Below are 20624 nucleotides of genomic sequence, written 5' to 3'. Positions count from 1 at the left end.
ATCACCTCCCCAATTTAAGTTTGAAATCAGTCCTTCTGTCGAGTGACTCATCTACATAATCACAATCAGCCCCAGTCAAACATGAATTAATCAGAGACCTGGACGTGTTTGGGTTGTTTACAACAATTCTATCTTTCTCCACACCCTCATCAACCATATATTGCTTGATAAGTTCGGCACGTTTGATCGACAATGCTACTCCCCTATTGAATGATCCTCCGGAAGTGGTGTAAACACCCAATTCAACCTTCATCATCGGGAGTTCTTCCAGAAGCTCAATGTGATCATTTAGGCTTTTTTTCATCTTCCTGGATAGTTCATTTTGATCCAGTTCAAAGAAAAGCGGATCCAGACTCAAGGGCTCTTGCTCAGCCAACTGCTTCGTTTTATCGCTTATGGTTTGCTGTATACTTTTTTGGTCGCTCCCCTCAGGCATTGACATATCTCCCGAATCATAGATTCGATTGCCCCGAAAGGCAATAATCCTGTAACTGCCTCCTCCCACTAGGTCTTCTAATCCTTCAACCTCATCATAACCAACATTATTTTTTCTCAAAAGAAAATAATTCGACTTGTCTTCAAGAAAACGCGAGTCGATCGAAAGTTGATCAAGAGCATCTGTGAGCATTCTAGCGGTTGGATCAGCCAGTTTTACACTGACACTATCAGACGCACAGAGGGTAACATCATCTATTTCTGACTCCAGCCCTATGAGTAAAGATCTGTAATATACCCCAGTACGTTCGTACGTGTGATCAGGGCTTGCTTCGCATGAAAAAATCCCATCGCCAAAATCCCAATAAGTATACTTTATTTGATACGCTGAGTCAGGATAATCCAGCTCAAAAGAGGTACTTTCAGCTATATTGGTTCTTACATCTTCCAGCGGATCTATGATCAGTTCAAAAGAGCCCTTGATGATGATGTCGATTGATGCCTCTTCTTGAATGGTTGCCTTGGTAATCGGATCTTCCAGACTTAACGTAGCAATATACCGTCCGGGATTTTTATAACAATGATCTATGTTCAACCCTTCAAGCGTAGTGCCATCTCCCATATCCCAAACAAACACAAACTCTTTTCCTTCAAAATCATAGGAATCTGTGATATCCAGATTCACACAGTTATTTGAAGCAATTGTACTAATGCACGCTGCATCAAACCGGAGAAACCCGGACTTTGCAGCCTCGCACCCTACTTCCTGGCTGTAGGTAACAGACCAAAGTATGAAGCACATCAAAACACCGCTAATCCGTTTGTTCTTCATTTGTGTAAAGTTTTCTCATCACCAATTCGAGCTCTGATCTTCTGTTTACTGAGTGAAACCTTTCTTCGCACTCGGTTTCATCGTCACAGTCATTGAGAAGACCTTGCTCCCCATAGCTATCCAGTATCAATCTACTCCCGGGAATATCGTGTTCCAACAGATATCTTGCAATCTTTTGCGATCTTTTAAATGCCAGCTCATCATTATACTTCATGCTGCCCCTGCTGTCTGTGTAGGAATTAATGGAAAATGCAATGTGCTGATCTACCGTCATTATCCTGACTACTTTGTCCAGTTCAGCTTTTCCTTCTTTCGTAAGTTCATTCGTGTCCAGATCAAAATAAATATTCTTAAGCGAATACATTTCCTCCATTTTCAGCCCCTTTTCCTCTACTGCCAATTTGGCTCGCTCTTCAATGGACTGATCCTGATCGGGTGGTGTTTTGGAAAGAAAGATCTTCTCATCAGCATTTACTATGAATCTGCTGTTGCCTATCTCTCTGTATTCGTATACTCGCCCGTTGATTTGTACCATAGCCTTTCTCTTGTTATATAAGGCCTGCAATTCTTCATCAGGATTCATTTTCTTAACAGGCTTTTCTACCCTTTTCTCCAAAGAAATATTGGTAGCCAGAGACACACCAGCAAATAACTCATCTGAACGAATGATATCTGAATTTAGCAAATAGCCCTCCTTATCAGCTTTCAACAAAATCTCTTCTCCGGGTTGAGCCAGAAATTCGACCGAACCATTTCCATCGGTGTAGCGACTATCCTTAATAGCTCCATTTACTATCATATCAACTTTTACATTTTCCAATGGGACATTCATCCCTTTTTCTGCTACTATGCATTGAATCCGGGACCATTTCACTCTAAAACGGAAAAGGTCATCATCCAAACCTCCATTTATGCGATTGGAGGTAAAGTAGCCGGATCGTCCAAGTGAGTCGGAGATAAAACCAAAATCTGCATGGGAAGAATTGAATGGAAAGCCCAGGTTTTCAATTTCATCGTGAGAATTGGCCTGAACAGGTGCCCGAAATAAATCGAGCTCACCTAGACCTCCATGTCCATCGGAGGAAAATATCATTTCATTTTCATTTATCAGGTACGGGAACATGTCGTCACCTTTAGAATTGATAAACTCTCCCATGTTCTTAGGTTCACTCCATTGACCATTCGCTTTTTTTGCGATATACAAATCTGCACCACCATATCCACCGGGCATATTTGAAGTGAAGACCAAGGTGTTCCCGTCTTTGGAAATGGCTGGTTGACCTACTGAATAGGTTGGATCATTGAAAGGCATAGGTTGGATATTCACCCACCGATCTTCCTGCCTGTCATATTCGGCATAATACAACTCCAGATGACTTTCAGCAGACTTTTTATCTGGCACGCCAGCACAGGTAAAGATGATTTTATTGCCATCGAAAAAGACAAGTGGCCCCTCATGGTAGTCTGAATCCAAACCACTGTGAAAAACTACCGGCTCCCTCATTCTTCCACTCTCCAGCTCCTCGGTGTAAAAAACGGAAATATATTCTTCCTCATTCCAACCCATCACATTGGTGACGTCATTAGTATGGTGATCAGATAGATACACGATCCCAAAACCATAATAGGTGGGACTGAACTCCGCATAAGTGGTATTGATACTTAAAGGATTGATCTCTACTGAAGAGGAATCCTCATAATGTCGGTGCATGTTCTGGATCGATGAGAGTTTTTTCTCTGCGATAAGGTGAGAGCCTTCAACTGATTGATATTTAAGAAGCCACTTTTCTGCTTCCCCATACTTTTCATTGGCCATCAACACCTGTGCAAAGTCTAAAATTGCTTGAGAATCTTCAGTTGAATCAGCTGAAAGACCTTTCCTGAACCACCTTTCTGCGTCTTCAAAATGATCAATGTGATAATAGCTTTCTGCTATTTTGATTGCGACATGATATTGCGCAGTATCCTTTTTAAATACACGCTCATACAATTTTGCCGCTTCCAGGTATTGACCGTTTTTAAATGAGCGATCTCCTCGTTCTTCCAGTGGATCAAGACTATTCAGAATCTTAATGGACTGGCCATGAGCTCCTGCACAGATAGCGATAATCAGCAATATGTAGTGTACTTGCTTCATCTAAACCTTCTTGGATGGTTAACTCGTGGATGTTTTCTCTTTATTCGATAGTTTAATACTACTTCATGAGAGCCAGACGTTGATTGCCGTAGCTCAGAAGTAACCAAACCATATGAATATCCAAACCTAAGATTGTCAGTAAATTGAATTTCTAATATAAAATCAATTGAATTTTTAACCCGATACGTCACACCAAGCCAAATAACATCCCTGAACAGAAAGCTGGTGGTAATATCAATATCGGCCAAACCACCCGCATACCGCAAAAGAAAGCTGGGTTTGTATTTCACATCATGGCCTATCGGGAAAATACCGCCTCCGGTAAGATAATAATGACGAACCTGCCTGCTTAAATCCTGCTCACTTTGATTGAGCCGATTATTCAACAAAAAAGGAACTGACAATCCCGCATATAGTTTAGGGCCGTTATAAAATATCCCTGTCCCAAAATTTGCCATCGTGGAGCTGTAATCATTATTCAGTACCGGATCATCCGGATCAATCAGGTTTGCATTTGATAGATCTACATTGAATAAAGTAGCTCCTCCTTGCAACCCCATAGATAGATGACGCCTACCTCGATCAAAGTTCATTCGATAGGCGTATACGCCATAGATATTATTCAACGAAATGGCACCAAAAGCATCACTGGACACGATCAATCCAGCCGAGGATTCACTATTTCTGGTTACGGACCCATGTGCGGTAAAGGTCTGTGTTGACGGTGCTCCTGGTATGCCTCTCCATTGATTCCGCGACATAAGCGTAAAACTCCAAGATTCATGCGTGCCAGCGTAAGCTGGATTTAATACCAGTCCATTAAACATGTATTGGGAAATAACGTACTGTTGCTGACCCACAGAATGCCCAACTAGAAGGAAGGATAATACAATAAATACGAGTCGAGACATTACCTACTAATTAAGATGTTTCCAGCTATGGGCTTAGAGCCATCTTTTAAGTCTATAATAAAATAATAGGTTGAAAACGGAGCATCCGTCGTGCCCAAATTAGCATTGATCTGACCTCTCCAAACTTTACTATTATTATCATAGCCATCTATTTCAAATACTTTTACTCCCCATCGATTAAAAATGCTGACTTTATTATCCGGATAATTCTCGATTCCTTCTATCACCCACTCATCATTTTTCCCATCACCATTTGGTGAAAAGGCATCCGCAATTTTCATGTTGCAGGTGTCTTCACTATCAACATAGTTGAGGATTCCATCCCCATCACAGTCATCAATTCCTTCATCGATATCTAGTTTCCCATCATTATCACTATCAACATCCACGAAATCCGGCATACCATCGCCATCCGTATCAACCGGATTATTAGGATCAGCCCCAGCTTCATCCGCATCCGGAATATTATCATTATCTGAATCCACATCTAAATATTCCGCAGTACCGTCCTGATCCACATCATCAAACTGAAACTCGTACGAGTCAGGTATTCCATCAAGGTCCTGATCTCCATCTTCTACAGTAATGGTTAAGGTTGATTGAGCACATTCGGAAGGATCACCATTATCACAAACCACATAATCCAGCGCAAATACACCCACAGCGTGGTTTCCGTCATAGACATAGCTGCCGTCCGGTTCAAATGTTAATCCATCAATTGGTGGGTTAATGTCGGTGAGTGTTAATTCGTCATTCTCAATGTCTGAATCATTGTCTAACAAGTTCCCCTGAACCGTATTTCCGAACTGGACGGTTGCCTGGTCTGCCATTAAGATTGGAGTATCATTAACAGGTAAAATACTGACAGTCAATTCAAAATTGTCAGATTCATCAATGCCATCACTTACGGTTACATTTATTGTCATATTTCCGTTAAAGTTTTCAGCAGGAATAATATCATTTCCACTTACCTGATAGTTTGTTCCACTTCCAATTATCAATGTATGATCAGTTGGGTAGCTATGATCCGGATCAGTAACGTTTAGGTTCGAAAGTGCAATACTAAAAGCCTCATCTTCATCGCTGGTGAGGGTTCCATTCTGACTGACGATAACAGGTGGAGTATTTTCGTCATCTTCGTTAATCACGGTAATGTCGCTTGGGTCGGCTCCATTATAATTCGCATCGGATGATGCGGCCGGGGCAATTACAATCTTATAAGTAACATCCCCATCATCATCAGAATCATCTACACCGGTTACTGTGACGGTTTGGACAATATTCCAATTTGCACTAGTGAATGTCAGATTCGAAGGGTTTACTGTGCCTTCACTGGTATCATTCGAACTCAATCCAATGGTTACATCTCCGGTAGGTTCTGAATCTAACACTATAGTAAATGTGGCTGCCGTTCCATCTTCACTGGTATTACCACTAACCGTACTGACACTTATTCCGGTAATGTCATCATCTTCATTGATTACAGCTACCATCTTATCTGCTAACAGATCAAATGCATCATCACTGGATGCGTCATCAACGGAAATAATTATGTTATACGACTGATCGCCATCGTCTATATCATCATCTACTCCTGTTATATTCACTGTCTGAGGAGTATCCCAATTAGCAGATGTAAATGTGATAGAAGGATTGTTAACCACACCCTCCTGTACATCGTCACTGGTGATTGAGAAGTCAACATCGCTTGCTGGCTGTGCATCTAAAACAATGGTAAATGAAGCCGAAGCACCACCCTCACTAGTATTTCCTGAAATAGTAGAAACAGAGAAATCTGCCGTTTCATCATCGGTGATGGTAACGGCTACTGTTTGATCTCCCAATGGATCGAAGGCATCATCAGAAGATGCATCATTGATTGTTGCAGTGATCGTCGGACTCTCGTCCTGTAAATCATCGTCCTGCTCTGCGGTAATCGTCACCGTCTGGGTGCTGTTCCAGTTGCCGCTGGTAAACGTCAGGCTCGTAGGACTCACCGTCGCTGCTCCGGTATCATCACTGCTCAGGTCAATCACCACATTGCTCGATGGCTCTGCATCCAACACAATCGTGAACGTATCATTACCGCCTTCGGTAATCGAAGAGGTGGTCTTGCTGAGTGTGTACCCTGCCGCATCATCGTCCGTGATGGTCGTGGTGACGGTTTGATCTGCTAAACCAGTGAAGTCTCCGTCACTCGAAGCATTCACACTCGCAGTGATCGTCGGACTCTCGTCCTGTAAATCATCGTCCTGCTCGGCGGTAATCGTAACCGTCTGGGTGCTGTTCCAGTTGCCGCTGGTAAACGTCAGGCTCGTAGGACTCACCGTAGCTGCTCCGGTATCATCGCTGCTCAGGTCAATCACCACATTGCTCGATGGCTCTGCATCCAACACAATCGTGAACGTATCATTGCCCCCTTCGATAATCGAAGAGGTGGTCTTACTAAGTGTGTACCCTGCTGCATCATCGTCCGTGATGGTCGTGGTGACGGTTTGATCTGCTAACCCGGTGAAGTCTCCGTCACTCGAAGCATTCACACTCGCAGTGATCGTCGGACTCTCGTCCTGTAAATCATCGTCCTGCTCGGCGGTAATCGTAACCGTCTGGGTGCTGTTCCAGTTGCCGCTGGTAAACGTCAGGCTCGTAGGACTCACCGTAGCTGCTCCGGTATCATCGCTGCTCAGGTCAATCACCACATTGCTCGATGGCTCTGCATCCAACACAATCGTGAACGTATCATTGCCCCCTTCGATAATCGAAGAGGTGGTCTTACTAAGTGTGTACCCTGCTGCATCATCGTCCGTGATGGTCGTGGTGACGGTTTGATCTGCTAACCCGGTGAAGTCTCCGTCACTCGAAGCATTCACACTCGCAGTGATCGTCGGACTCTCGTCCTGTAAATCATCGTCCTGCTCGGCGGTAATCGTAACCGTCTGGGTGCTGTTCCAGTTGCCGCTGGTAAACGTCAGGCTCGTAGGACTCACCGTCGCTGCTCCGGTATCATCACTGCTCAGGTCAATCACCACATTGCTCGAAGGCTCAGCATCTAATACAATCGTGAACGTATCATTATCTCCTTCGGTGATCGAAGAGGTGGTTTTGCTTAGGGTGTAGCCAGCCGCATCATCGTCCGTGATGGTCGTGGTGACGGTCTGATCTGCTAACCCGGTGAAGTCTCCGTCACTCGAAGCATTCACACTCGCAGTGCTCGTCGGACTCTCGTCCTGTAAATCATCGTCCTGCTCGGCGGTGATCGTCACCGTCTGGGTGCTGTTCCAGTTGCCGCTGGTAAACGTCAGGCTCGTAGGACTCACCGTAGCTGCTCCGGTATCATCACTGCTCAGGTCAATCACCACATTGCTCGAAGGCTCAGCATCCAACACAATCGTGAACGTATCATTACCGCCTTCGGTAATCGAAGAGGTGGTCTTGCTGAGTGTGTACCCTGCCGCATCATCGTCCGTGATGGTCGTGGTGACGGTCTGATCTGCTAACCCGGTGAAGTCTCCGTCACTCGAAGCATTCACACTCGCAGTGATCGTCGGACTCTCGTCCTGTAAATCATCGTCCTGCTCTGCGGTAATCGTAACCGTCTGGGTGCTGTTCCAGTTGCCACTGGTAAACGTCAGGCTCGATGGGCTCACCGTCGCTGCTCCGGTATCATCGCTGCTCAGGTCAATCACCACATTGCTCGATGGTTCAGCATCCAACACAATCGTGAACGTATCATTACCGCCTTCGGTAATCGAAGAGGTGGTCTTGCTGAGTGTGTACCCTGCCGCATCATCGTCCGTGATGGTCGTGGTGACGGTCTGATCTGCTAACCCGGTGAAGTCTCCGTCACTCGAAGCATTCACACTCGCAGTGATCGTCGGACTCTCGTCCTGTAAATCATCGTCCTGCTCTGCGGTAATCGTAACCGTCTGGGTGCTGTTCCAGTTGCCACTGGTAAACGTCAGGCTCGATGGGCTCACCGTCGCTGCTCCGGTATCATCGCTGCTCAGGTCAATCACCACATTGCTCGATGGCTCTGCATCCAACACAATCGTGAACGTATCATTGCCCCCTTCGATAATCGAAGAGGTGGTCTTACTAAGTGTGTACCCTGCTGCATCATCGTCCGTGATGGTCGTGGTGACGGTTTGATCTGCTAACCCGGTGAAGTCTCCGTCACTCGAAGCATTCACACTCGCAGTGATCGTCGGACTCTCGTCCTGTAAATCATCGTCCTGCTCGGCGGTAATCGTAACCGTCTGGGTGCTGTTCCAGTTGCCGCTGGTAAACGTCAGGCTCGTAGGACTCACCGTAGCTGCTCCGGTATCATCACTGCTCAGGTCAATCACCACATTGCTCGAAGGCTCAGCATCCAACACAATCGTGAACGTATCATTACCGCCTTCGGTAATCGAAGAGGTGGTCTTGCTGAGTGTGTACCCTGCCGCATCATCGTCCGTGATGGTCGTGGTGACGGTCTGATCTGCTAACCCGGTGAAGTCTCCGTCACTCGAAGCATTCACACTCGCAGTGATCGTCGGACTCTCGTCCTGTAAATCATCGTCCTGCTCTGCGGTAATCGTAACCGTCTGGGTGCTGTTCCAGTTGCCGCTGGTAAACGTCAGACTCGAAGGACTCACCGTAGCTGCTCCGGTATCATCGCTGCTCAGGTCAATCACCACATTGCTCGAAGGCTCAGCATCTAATACAATCGTGAACGTATCATTACCGCCTTCGGTAATCGAAGAGGTGGTCTTGCTGAGTGTGTACCCTGCCGCATCATCGTCCGTGATGGTCGTGGTGACGGTCTGATCTGCTAACCCGGTGAAGTCTCCGTCACTCGAAGCATTCACACTCGCAGTGATCGTCGGACTCTCGTCCTGTAAATCATCGTCCTGCTCGGCGGTGATCGTCACCGTCTGGGTGCTGTTCCAGTTGCCGCTGGTAAACGTCAGACTCGAAGGACTCACCGTAGCTGCTCCGGTATCATCGCTGCTCAGGTCGATCACCACATTGCTCGATGGCTCGGCATCCAGCACAATCGTGAACGTATCATTACCGCCTTCGGTAATCGAAGAGGTGGTCTTGCTGAGTGTGTACCCTGCCGCATCATCGTCCGTGATGGTCGTGGTGACGGTCTGATCTGCTAACCCGGTGAAGTCTCCGTCACTCGAAGCATTCACACTCGCAGTGATCGTCGGACTCTCGTCCTGTAAATCATCGTCCTGCTCTGCGGTAATCGTAACCGTCTGGGTGCTGTTCCAGTTGCCGCTGGTAAACGTCAGACTCGAAGGACTCACCGTAGCTGCTCCGGTATCATCGCTGCTCAGGTCAATCACCACATTGCTCGAAGGCTCAGCATCTAATACAATCGTGAACGTATCATTACCGCCTTCGGTAATCGAAGAGGTGGTCTTGCTGAGTGTGTACCCTGCCGCATCATCGTCCGTGATGGTCGTGGTGACGGTCTGATCTGCTAACCCGGTGAAGTCTCCGTCACTCGAAGCATTCACACTCGCAGTGATCGTCGGACTCTCGTCCTGTAAATCATCGTCCTGCTCTGCGGTAATCGTAACCGTCTGGGTGCTGTTCCAGTTGCCACTGGTAAACGTCAGGCTCGATGGGCTCACCGTCGCTGCTCCGGTATCATCGCTGCTCAGGTCAATCACCACATTGCTTGATGGCTCAGTATCCAGCACAATCGTGAACGTATCATTGCCGCCTTCGGTGATGGATGAGGTGGTTTTGCTTAGGGTGTAGCCCGGTCCATCATCATCCAAATTAGTAATATCAACAAATTGATCAGCCAAAGGGTCAAAAAAATCATCACTTGAAACATCTCTTACTCTTACTCTTACTTGATAGGCAACATCTCCATCAATAACACCATCATCTGCACCATCGACTGTGATGACCTGTGGAGTGAACCAATCAGCAGAGGTAAATGTGACATCCAAGGGGTCTGATGGATTTACAGCTCCTTCTGTAGTTGTTAAACTTGAAACTCTTAGAACAACATTATTCAAAGGCTCAGCATCTAAAACAACCGAAAATGTAGTGGAGCCCCCTGCTTCAGTGGTATTCCCGGTAGATGAAGTATTCAGCGTGAATCCTGCAACTTCATCATCCTGATTAGTCACCGCAACGATTTCATCAGCAATGGAATTATAATCTCCATCAGCATTTCCAACACCCGTGTTTACAGATATGGTTACATCAAAATCAATATCACCATCTACTTGGGGATCATCCACAGGAGTAACCGTTACTGTTTGGGGAGTGTCCCAGTTAAATTCATCGAATGTCAAAGAAGTGGGACTAACTGTTCCTTCAGAAATATCATCGGATGATACATCAAGCTGTACCACTTTACCGGCAACCGGCTGAGATCCAATTACGACATCAAATGTTTGAACTGACCCATTTTCAGTGGTGCTTATGGTTGTAGCAGTAAGATCAATGCGTGGAAATTGACCATCATTTTGATTAATGACTCCCACATCCGGGGTAGAAACTCCATCATAATCAGGAATACTCAAGCCGACTGTAGAAGTCGTCGCTGTAATAGTAAAAAATTGTGGACCATCATCAATTCCATCATCAACCGGGGTAACGGTCACAGTTTTTGCTCCCATGTTACCTAAAGAAAATGATACAGAGCTTGGAGAAACCGTCGCTTCACTTGGGTTACTTGAAACGAAATCAACTTGAACGGTCCCTAGTGTTAGACCGCCAGATAATTCTACAGTAAATGAATCAGTCGTACCACTTTCAAAAACAATTGTACTTCCATCTGACTCTGTTATCGTTACTTCTGCAGTTGTAGCAAAGTCTGAACAGCTACCTGAAGAGCAACTAAAATCACCCTGGTCACCATCCCATGTTTGTGTTTCAATGGTGTTTCCTGTTCCATCTGAAGTAATCGTGCCGTTTGACCCATTGTCTATTTTGGAGGCACCATCAACTATCTCAATGGTGCTGGCATTGTACATTTCGAGTTCAGCAGAGTTATCGGCTAAAATTCCATTTCCAGAGGAAACCGTAAGATAGGCTCCATTCAACGTCATTTTAGAAGAAGCCTTGATTTCAAAGCCACCATCTACTGTGACATTGTTATACAATTCTAATGTACCACCATCGATAAGTATACCATTTGAGATGGAACCAATATTCCCATAGACAATTAGTGTCCCTCCCGGCTTAATGTTGATTTTATCCGCAAGGCTGGTTATGTTACCATAAATGGTAAGTGTTGCACCGTCATTTATGAGAATACCACCACTCACTGCTCCAACATCAACAAACAACTGGGCACAAACGCCGTTTGCTATTTCTATCCCATCCTCCGCATTGGAATCAGCCGTGCCTCCACCGCACGTGGGTACTTCTGTAGCAGAAGTAGCTACCCAGAAGCACATAAATAGTGCTGAGATCACAAGATTCTTCAACATCAAAACTCCAGGTCGATTAAAAGTAGTTTTCGCTTAATAAACTCACCCTAAAGATGAACATTATCAATTGAAAATACTTCCTTCATTCGATAGTAATATCGAATTATTAGTTCAACAACAAAAAGCACCCGCTAAAGCGTTTGAACTTTTGCCCAAATCATACGAATCCACCCAGAAATGACCCATTTTAGCCAAAAACAACAAAAGTATAATTTGACAGGATATTGTTGATAATCAAGGCAATATGGTTGCAACACTAAACAATCTGCTTCATTGATGAATTGAATTTAGAGGCACGGTTTAGATTATCTAATACTTTTTTAGCAATCGAGTGCTTATCAAATGAGAAAGTCATCTCAACATCCCAATAATATTCAATGTACTCAGCATGAGATACAGTCAATAGCTCATAACACTCATCCTCATTCGAGTAGTTTATTACCAGATATTCCTTCATGGCAGTAAATAATTTTGATGGTTAAAAAATGAAGTAACCTGGATCATCTATGATCAGGTTATTCAAGCTTAAAGGTGAGAATTCAAGAAATGAACGATAAGCGTAAATTGCTTATTTGGAAAAATCAGGGAATCACGTAGGAGGTATGTTAATACAAAAAAAGCTGGCAAATGCCGGCTTCTTAAAGCAGTCCGTAGGAGGACATTACGTAAAGAAACCATCTAGTAGGTGGTTTTAGACATGGGTCAGGTTGTGGCGCGAGCCCCTTAAGGACGAAACAAAAAAAGCCACTCAAATGAGTGGCTTTTGGAATGCAGTCCGTAGGAGGATCGAGCGTTAATAATTGATCCTGCGGATCAATTTAGCGAGGGGCCCGGTGGTAGGGTGGCCCCCCAAGGACTGCAAAAATTAAGTGAATTAGTTAAGAGGACATGACGTACAGAAACCATCCAGTGGATGGTTTTAATCATGGGCCAGGTTGTGGCGCGAGTCCCTTAAGGAGGAAACGAAAAAAGCCACTCAAATGAGTGGCTTTTGGAATGCAGTCCGTAGGGGAATACATCAATTACTCCTTAGTTCTTATAAATACTCCTTAGTTATACTAGAACGGATATTTTCGTAAATTTTGAGCCTTAATTAATTGTAATTTATCTTAATTAGCGACAGTAATGACGACAGTATATGGCAACAATTAACTTTTTCATAGAAAAAAATAGAGTAACAAATAAAGACCAACCTTGCCTGATCTACTTAAGATACGATCACAACAGGAAGAAGACTTTAATCTCAACAAATATCCGGGCGTCTGTTAATCAGCTCAACTGGATTAAAGACCGAGGACATGATAAAATAAAAATCAATCAACCATTAAAGAAGACTTTCCATGGCTACCTTAAAGCAAATGCTGAGCTAAAAAGACTTTATGAAAATCTATTTGCGGCACTTTGTGATGCTAAAGAGTTGGGAGACCAAACTTGCTCTAAAGTCAAGGAAATATATAATGGTCAGTCAAATAAGCTTGGAGATGTGAAAACCATATTAGAAGGGATTGATAAATATGTTTCACTTTATGAAACAGAACATCGACCTAGGTCCATCACTAACTATGACAAGAACTTAAGACTACATATCACAAACTTCAACAAGTTTAAAAATAGAGATCATACATTGATTGATTTGAACCATGAGTTTGAACTGTCATTCAAATCCTTTTTGAGAAGTAATGAATCTCTATCCGAATCCTCAGTTGATAATAACATCAAGTACCTAAAAAGCCTATGCAACAAATTATCAAAACTTGGAATTAAGGTCAATCCTACCATCAAGTCATTTAAAAGAGCTAGTAAATCAGTCATTGATAGTGACATCATTGCTCTCAATGATAAAGAGATGAAACTTCTTAGTCAGCCAAAGGACTTAGAAAATGAACATTTAAATCAAATTAAAGAATTATTTACATTCCATTGCTTTACTGGTTTAAGAGTTGGAGACCTCATGCGATTTCATAAAAACATGATTACCAACAAGAATCGAATCAGAACTAGATCAGAGAAAACGAATTCATTGATCGAGGTGCCAATCCTACCTGAAGCCATGAAAGTTTTAAAGAAATATGATTATGAGCTCCCGAAAATATCAGAGCAGAATTACAATAAAGGAATTAAAAAGGTTCTAGAAAAGTTAAAAGTAAACCGAAAGCTTGAGCAACATGACTACCAACCTATCCATCAGATTGCTTCAAGTCACTTAGCTAAAAAATCATTTATTAGCTATTGCCTAAACTCCAAAAATTTAAGTCCAATCCAAGTTTCTAAAATCACAGGCACTAATGTTGAGACAATTCTAAGATACTATGCCACTGCTGATATGGATGAAATCGAGATGAAACTGCTGAACACTAAACAAAAGTAGAAATCTTTGAAAGTATTTCATTTATAATTCAGAATTTTTATAATTGCATCCAGAAAGCTGATCTCAAGGCTTTCTAAACCGAAACACTTTTCAATAAAAGTGTGGTGAAAACGAGTAGGTTACTAAATAGTGACCGAATTCACTGCCCAGTGAACACCACACAAAAAATACCATAAGGGTATTTTTAATAGGTCTAATACACCTATTGGCATTTGCTTATATGGCACTTGCTTGAAAAGTGTTTTGGGTACTTATCCAAAACCATTTTCGATTTAATATCAACACCAGAGAATCTGGTGAGTAATTTATTATTGACTAAATAATTCAGTTATGAATAATCAAAATTTACTCTGCACAACTGCGGAGGCTTTAGAATTAACCATTATGACAACCATTAAGCAAATGAAAGATATCTGCAATAGCGATCAGGATGATGTTTGGATTTCAAAGGATGAAGCAAATCAATTGCTGAGGCGCACTAGTGATAGTCTTATAAACAAGCTCAGGAAAGAGAAGCAAATTCTAACATATCAAGAGGATGGTGGACGATTCATATTGATATCAAAACCAAGTCTCCTTGACTATATAAAGAGAACAGCAAAATAAAGATAGCATGGAAAATAAATTGTCTTTAGAGGGAATTAATGATGGATACGTTCTAGCAAAGAGCGGAAAACGACCCGACTTGGTGAACTTAATAATAGAAGCAGGTGAAAGTGGCAAGCTTACTCCCTACCTCCAATCTTTAGTAGTAGGTATTGATGTCAAGCTTAAAGAAGATCAAGCTTTACAAAAAGGTCTAGAACTTCATCGAGAAGCAAACCAGGAAATTAAAAAGACCAGTCTTGATAGTATGAAAGAAAAACTTGAAGAAGCACGAAGAAATGACTCATCCGAAAATTATAATAATGAGTCATCTCGAGATATCGATACTGAAAATGATAAAACAAAAAATAAAGGACTTGGGCTATGAGAGATAAAAAAATTTCAGTGATGGCATCAGCCTCACAGAAAGATTTAATTAAAAAATACGCAAGCAATGCGTCACTCACGGTAAGCACCTATTTGCTTAAGGCTGGCTTAAAACATCATATTAAACCAGCTCTTACTGGTGTGATGGTACTACTGTATAGACATTTAGTCAATGCCAATGAGGCTTGTGACAATAGAGATTATAACCAGGTTAAAAAAGAATTAGAATCTGCAATAAAACTCTTTATCAATCGTGCGAATAAAAGTTGAATATGGTGGATCCAATATACCGAAATCCTTAGATTATGCCGGTAATAAAGAAAACAACCAATCTAGATTAGTTTGGAAGCAACATCTTTTTCATTCGGATCCAGAAGGTATAGCACAAGAGATGCAAATGATTCAAAAATCCAAACCGAATGTTAGCAAACCTCTCATTTTTATCAAAATCTCTCCTTCGCCATTAGATGAGATCGATGATCAATTGGTTAAGAAAATTTGTAAGGAGGTTTGTCATGAAATGGGCTATAGAGATTCGCAGGCAGCTGTATGGGAACATAATGATAGTTTAGTTAAGCATTATCATATGATATGTATGACGGCTGGGCTAACAAAAAAAAGAGAAGTAATTAATGAGCAATACTCAGGGATCCATGCAAATAAACTATCTGATTCACTGGAGCAGAGATATTCTTTGGTACCAGCAAAGGATCATGAAAACCAGTACGTGAAAATTATCTCTGATGTGCTTTTAGAAAATGATAATGCTACAGATATAAGAAATCAATTATTACGGTTCGGCATTGAAATGAAATTTGATAAAAAGAAAAAGCGATTCAAATATTTCAGAAACAAATCCAATGGAGCCTCTTTCGGAACAGGAAGTTTTAAACAAATCGATACCAATACATTAAAAAGAAAACTAAGTTATGAACAACACCATCAACTTGACCAAAGCTCAAACAAAGGAGATACTCGATTATCAATCAGCAGAGATAGCGAAGTTGACCAAAATAATACTAAGTCACGAACAAGCAATATTGACAAATCAGAAGGGAGTTCAATCGAATTCTGAATATAAAGATCATGTTAGTATGCGATTTAGCATGCACAATCGAGCACTTCCTGGCATGGTTGAAGAAATCCTGAGGGGCTTCAACTTCACTGAATTAATTTCCAATAAAATTGATGTCGAAGAGAATGTCTCTAACAACAACGACACATCATATGAACAAATTAATAAAGTAGAGAACAGAACTATTGAAGTAGCTGGTCAACACAAAGTCAAACGGATAAAAACTTTCCTTATCAATCTATTTGAAGCTAAGGATTTCAATGAATTAAAAAACGATTTAGAAGCCTACATTAAACGGACAATCAAGTTTGGCATATATGCAGCTTTAATAGGAGCTTGCATTTTTTTTCTTTATGCTCTGATCTATGATAATTTCCTAGTTAACAAAAAGAAACTAGACCAATATGAAATTCATTTAAAGGTCATTGAAGATTTGTATCCTGAGGTGTACGCAAATTCCGTTGAAATACTGAACAACGAAAAAGAATTGGAAGAAATTATCGAAAAAATAAACTGGAAAAAGCGTGACAAAGAATTGAACGAACAAATCAAAGAACTAGAGGATAGTATGCCGGAGGGTATTGAATAATTAATCTCATTAAACGTCAAGCCAAACAGACAGTAATTCTGTGTGGATACGACATTCGTCTTGCCGTGGCATATAATGAAAGTCGTCGAAATGAACATTCATCGTCTCTTGATTTTCGTTACTCAGGTTTGCATATATCCTTAATTGCCCCCTGAAAATTACCCAAAAGTGGGTATTGATTTTAGTAGATATGTGAGTCAATTTTATAGTAGTTAAACTCAATACTTAATAAAACTTATTATTATGGGAATCAAGCCAGGTCCAAAAAGAACTGCTAAAACAACTGGAAAACCAGATAGAAGACAAAGAGATAATAAAAATACTCCGGGTAATACTCCATCACTAAAGCCTCATAAGCATAAGAAAGGAGATTAACTCTTATATCATTAAACTATCCTGCAACACTTTTTAAATAAATAGAATGAAAAATGCCTATACCCTAAAAAAGCACAAAGACACAGGTGAGTTTCACTTATTTCAAGGAGTCTTTAAACCTGAAGGAGGTTGTAATTCTAACACAAAGTCAGTCTGTAAAAACATGGATAAATCAGATAGTGATGGCAATATCTTTGCATGTAAAGATGAAAACACAGCAAGATTACATTGTGCTAAACATGGAAGAAAAGTATGTGGAGTTTGTGTTAGTCATTTATATCTGACTAAGTAGTTCGAGTTGATATCGCCCCCTAAAATACACCAAACCCATACACAAAGGATGGGTTTGATTCTTTAATTTCATTAGCTGCAACTAGCGCTAGAGAGTTTGAAAATGACTTCTATAATATTCCCCCTGAATTCCATTTTAGAATAATCAATAGGAGACCTTAATATATCACCTCACCCTTCAATAACCATTTCCCTTCCTACCTGACGCTTTTACACGAAAAGAACCCAATAGCATTGCTTCATTCTGGCAGAATGAAGCAAGAGATTTGACTAGTTGAACTCGATATATTTTCGCTCTCTCCTATGAGCGAATTAGCTGAGCGGAAGCAAGCGAACCCAGAGCGAAATGAACAGCCAAATCAGCCAGAAGTTTACCGGAATTAGAGTGATCTTTTGAACTAAATTCCGTACTTTAGAAATAATGTGGGAGAGTATAACATATGGTTTAATTGCCTTTGTCTGTGGTTTGTTTACAATCGGCATATTCTTTTTGATTAGGCCAAGAACTAAGTCGTCTCAAACAAAAAGATCTCTTCAGGAAATTGAATATGAACTTATACTTTCAATGTCAACCAACCCTGACTTCTCCGAAAATCAAATCATCGACAAGGCAAAAAGCCTAAGCAAGAAAATATATGATAACCAAAATTCTAAAACTCCACCTGTATTGGATATTGAGGGTTTGAAGAAAGGGCTAACCAGAGCCGAAAGTAATTAAGAACTTTCCGCTTATGAATTCATCTATTTAATTCTGGTATAAGTGACATCCGATTTTATCGAAGTATCTTCAATAACTAACATATCGTTTAGAAATGTTTTAATTGGACTTATTTGATTGCCTGCCTCTCCGAAGAAAATAAAGTTGGAACCACTAATCTTATACGTTCCTTTAACCTCCTTATCTCCATTCAATACGAACAATGCATTATTGGCACTATCCAAATGCATTTCAATTGCAACTCCTTTTATCGTTGCTCCCCAAGCTCCAATAATTACGCCTTCGTATTCTTCTAAAGAAACTTTTTCTAGGTTTAAGTCGCTGGAAGGTTTAACCTTCAGTTCATAGAAACTATCCAGATCAATGCAATTGAAGGCATCATGCAAATATTCAACTACTCGAAGATCCCTTTTTCGTGAAGTATCAAATTCCTTTGAGGTGCTTTTATCTCCGAATTGATAGACTAATTTCTTGATCTTATGCTGTTGGAAAATCGACACTTGCTTCTTAGTCACTGGATGCATAAAGAAAATATTATAACGTGTATACTTAGCATCCCCAAAAGTCGCCGATTCTGGGGTTTCCCTTAAACTACATTCTGAGGGGATTTCGAAAGATAGGATTTCCCCATTTTCAAACTCAACCGCTACATAGCTCTTTTTAAGTTTATCAGAAGTGAAATTGCCTTTTATATTCTCTTCATAAAACGTTGGTTCGTGCCTATCAGAATAGTTCAAAATCAAAAATGTTCCTCCTGAACCCTGATTTACTTGTGAGATATTTATGGAGAATCTAATGGAATTAAGAGCTCCTGTAAGAGCAGAACCATAAGATTCTATTAGATCACCAACATCACTTTTTGAAGTTGTTCTATACTCTTCACAATTCTGCGCCAAAATGATTTGGCTATAACTAAATAGGATTGAATAAAATAAATTTCGCAAATACATAAGAATAAGGTTTTACGCAAACCTAGTGCTATCATATATGATAGCACATAAATTATCTTGAATTTTTTTCTTGCGCTTTAATGAAGGTCAATTCTGAGGAGCGTGAGTTTTTAATTCAACTGGGTAAACGTATAGCTTCACTCAGGGAACAAGCAGGGCTTTCAAGTGCTGAAACCGCCAGGCGCTTATTTATGGAACGAAGTAACTACTCCAGAATTGAAACAGGAAATACCAATCCAACATCATTAACTCTCTGGAACTTATCCAAGATAATTGGATGCTCGGTTGGCGAATTTTTCAAATGAATTACTTTCTTTTCTGCTCTTTGAAAAGTCCTTCAATATCTAGTGCTGGATACTTTTCTTGTTTTTGCTCCAATAAGTTGGCTATTTCTTTTGCTCTACAAAAAATTTGAAGAGGTGATAATTTTTCATTAGACATTTCCAGGATCAAATTATATTCGATTTCATCTTGTGTTTTTCTAAGCATTGGAAAAAGTTTGAGTCGTTTAAATCCAAATCTATTAAAGGAAAAAGGAATTGTCGTTGTAAACAACTAACTAGCTATTTCATATTGAATACCCATACTTATCAGCGCTACGATAATCTGAGGAACTGATTCTTAATGATAAAAGACTTTCTGAAATTGACAGCTTTTTTTGCTCTGTCTCGACCCTAAATAGAGACACGTTGTACTTTTCTTTTGCGCTGCTGTGCGCGATGGCCATTGAGTAGAATGAAATTTTAAGCAGTCTCCAACTTCTTCTGAGTATTCATCATTGATGCATTGCGCATCTTTGGAGTGGTGGGGATCTTCAATTTGTAGGGACGATTAAACACTTCCTGGCTCAGCTTAAAATGATCTGCTAGCTTTCGGATAACCTCCTTGGAAAGTCCTTTCTTGTAATTCAGAATGTCTGAAACTAAACCTTTAGAAACTCCTAACATATCCACCAAATCCTTTGATTTTAACTTATGATCCTTCATTAAGGATTTCAATAATTGGATAGGTTCAACTTCTGAAAAAGAGCTGTTTTCATTATCGTATTTCTCAATCAATAAAGTCAATAATTCAATCTCATCTTCTGATTCATCACTCCTATTCTCATCAAAAACCAAGTCATGAAGGATATCACAATACTCATTGTATTGCTTCTTGGTTTTAATCACTTTGTATTTTAGTGCTTCCATCTCAATAGACATTTACTGAATACTGCTCATTCTTTTTGCACAGCTTATCATATTCTGCATGTGTACCAATCCAACAGACGAACAGATGAGCGACTTTATTTCCGAAAACATACTTAGCAATCATTCTTTAATTATTTCCTCCAATATCAAACACAACCCGGTTACTTCCTCCTCCTAATAAATCAGCTTTAGCGAATGTTTTCTTAATATCACCTGGCTCATTCCAATCTGCATGCCTCAACACCTCTAGCCAAATCTTAAAAGAAACTTAACTTCTGGCTTGAGAGAGGACATATTGTTCTATTGTCTGTCTTTTGATTAAATGAACTTTCA

At 41.1% G+C, this 20624-nt stretch carries 17 protein-coding genes; 8 read left to right on the top strand and 9 right to left on the bottom strand.

Annotation, left to right across the window (positions count from 1 at the left end):
• Position 1 precedes the first annotated feature (1 nt).
• From ACP14Y_RS16220 to ACP14Y_RS16200, 5 genes are all read right to left on the bottom strand, one after another.
• Entirely contained in the window at positions 2 to 1267 is a 1266-nt protein-coding gene (locus ACP14Y_RS16220) for a PKD domain-containing protein (RefSeq protein ID WP_424963937.1), read from the bottom strand.
• The gene (locus ACP14Y_RS16215; RefSeq protein WP_424963936.1) at positions 1248 to 3404 is read right to left on the bottom strand and encodes an OmpA family protein; all 2157 of its coding nucleotides are present in this window, start codon (positions 3402 to 3404) and stop codon (positions 1248 to 1250) included. Before ACP14Y_RS16215 ends, ACP14Y_RS16220 begins: the two co-directional genes overlap by 20 nt.
• Positions 3401 to 4315: a PorP/SprF family type IX secretion system membrane protein gene (locus tag ACP14Y_RS16210; protein WP_424963935.1), complete on the bottom strand. Its 915-nt coding sequence runs from the start codon at positions 4313 to 4315 to the stop codon at positions 3401 to 3403. Before ACP14Y_RS16210 ends, ACP14Y_RS16215 begins: the two co-directional genes overlap by 4 nt.
• Positions 4315 to 11763, bottom strand: a complete 7449-nt coding sequence (locus ACP14Y_RS16205; protein ID WP_424963934.1) for a gliding motility-associated C-terminal domain-containing protein — start codon at positions 11761 to 11763, stop codon at positions 4315 to 4317. The genes ACP14Y_RS16210 and ACP14Y_RS16205 overlap by 1 nt, the downstream gene beginning before the upstream one ends.
• A gap of 256 nt (positions 11764 to 12019) precedes the next feature.
• On the bottom strand, positions 12020 to 12220 hold the full coding sequence (locus ACP14Y_RS16200) for a hypothetical protein (RefSeq protein WP_424963933.1): 201 nt from the start codon (positions 12218 to 12220) through the stop codon (positions 12020 to 12022).
• Positions 12221 to 12901: 681 nt separating this feature from the next.
• Between ACP14Y_RS16200 and ACP14Y_RS16195 the strand changes: the two genes are divergently transcribed.
• From ACP14Y_RS16195 to ACP14Y_RS16165, 7 genes are all read left to right on the top strand, one after another.
• The gene (locus ACP14Y_RS16195; RefSeq protein WP_424963932.1) at positions 12902 to 14131 is read left to right on the top strand and encodes a tyrosine-type recombinase/integrase; all 1230 of its coding nucleotides are present in this window, start codon (positions 12902 to 12904) and stop codon (positions 14129 to 14131) included.
• Between the two features lie 330 nt (positions 14132 to 14461).
• Complete coding sequence (locus ACP14Y_RS16190; protein ID WP_424963931.1) at positions 14462 to 14737, top strand: hypothetical protein; 276 nt, start codon at positions 14462 to 14464, stop codon at positions 14735 to 14737.
• Positions 14738 to 14744: 7 nt separating this feature from the next.
• Positions 14745 to 15104, top strand: coding sequence for a hypothetical protein (locus tag ACP14Y_RS16185; RefSeq protein WP_424963930.1), 360 nt, complete (start codon positions 14745 to 14747; stop codon positions 15102 to 15104).
• Positions 15101 to 15373: a plasmid mobilization protein gene (locus ACP14Y_RS16180; RefSeq protein ID WP_424963929.1), complete on the top strand. Its 273-nt coding sequence runs from the start codon at positions 15101 to 15103 to the stop codon at positions 15371 to 15373. Before ACP14Y_RS16185 ends, ACP14Y_RS16180 begins: the two co-directional genes overlap by 4 nt.
• A complete protein-coding gene (locus tag ACP14Y_RS16175) occupies positions 15357 to 16178 on the top strand; it encodes a relaxase/mobilization nuclease domain-containing protein (RefSeq protein WP_424963928.1) in 822 nt (273 codons plus the stop codon). The genes ACP14Y_RS16180 and ACP14Y_RS16175 overlap by 17 nt, the downstream gene beginning before the upstream one ends.
• 19 nt (positions 16179 to 16197) lie before the next feature.
• The gene (locus ACP14Y_RS16170) at positions 16198 to 16767 is read left to right on the top strand and encodes a hypothetical protein (protein WP_424963927.1); all 570 of its coding nucleotides are present in this window, start codon (positions 16198 to 16200) and stop codon (positions 16765 to 16767) included.
• A 1231-nt stretch (positions 16768 to 17998) separates the two neighbouring features.
• Positions 17999 to 18151 (top strand): hypothetical protein, encoded by a 153-nt coding sequence (locus ACP14Y_RS16165; RefSeq protein WP_424963926.1) that lies wholly within the window; start codon positions 17999 to 18001, stop codon positions 18149 to 18151.
• 23 nt (positions 18152 to 18174) lie between these two features.
• Here ACP14Y_RS16165 and ACP14Y_RS16160 read toward each other — a convergent pair whose 3' ends face one another.
• The gene (locus tag ACP14Y_RS16160; RefSeq protein ID WP_424963925.1) at positions 18175 to 19047 is read right to left on the bottom strand and encodes a hypothetical protein; all 873 of its coding nucleotides are present in this window, start codon (positions 19045 to 19047) and stop codon (positions 18175 to 18177) included.
• A 134-nt stretch (positions 19048 to 19181) separates the two neighbouring features.
• Between ACP14Y_RS16160 and ACP14Y_RS16155 the strand changes: the two genes are divergently transcribed.
• A complete protein-coding gene (locus tag ACP14Y_RS16155) occupies positions 19182 to 19406 on the top strand; it encodes a helix-turn-helix domain-containing protein (protein WP_424963924.1) in 225 nt (74 codons plus the stop codon).
• Position 19407: 1 nt separating this feature from the next.
• Here ACP14Y_RS16155 and ACP14Y_RS16150 read toward each other — a convergent pair whose 3' ends face one another.
• The 3 genes from ACP14Y_RS16150 to ACP14Y_RS16140 all read right to left on the bottom strand — a co-directional run bounded on the left by ACP14Y_RS16150 (position 19408) and on the right by ACP14Y_RS16140 (position 20547).
• A complete protein-coding gene (locus tag ACP14Y_RS16150) occupies positions 19408 to 19590 on the bottom strand; it encodes a hypothetical protein (protein WP_424963923.1) in 183 nt (60 codons plus the stop codon).
• A 254-nt stretch (positions 19591 to 19844) separates the two neighbouring features.
• Positions 19845 to 20291, bottom strand: a complete 447-nt coding sequence (locus tag ACP14Y_RS16145) for a helix-turn-helix domain-containing protein (protein WP_424963922.1) — start codon at positions 20289 to 20291, stop codon at positions 19845 to 19847.
• Between the two features lie 127 nt (positions 20292 to 20418).
• Positions 20419 to 20547 (bottom strand): type II toxin-antitoxin system HigB family toxin, encoded by a 129-nt coding sequence (locus ACP14Y_RS16140; RefSeq protein ID WP_424964445.1) that lies wholly within the window; start codon positions 20545 to 20547, stop codon positions 20419 to 20421.
• Positions 20548 to 20624: the final 77 nt, after the last annotated feature.

This window comes from Ekhidna sp. (assembly GCF_965247405.1).
GTDB lineage: Bacteria > Bacteroidota > Bacteroidia > Cytophagales > Cyclobacteriaceae > Ekhidna.
This window is presented reverse-complemented; position numbering and strand designations above follow the sequence as displayed.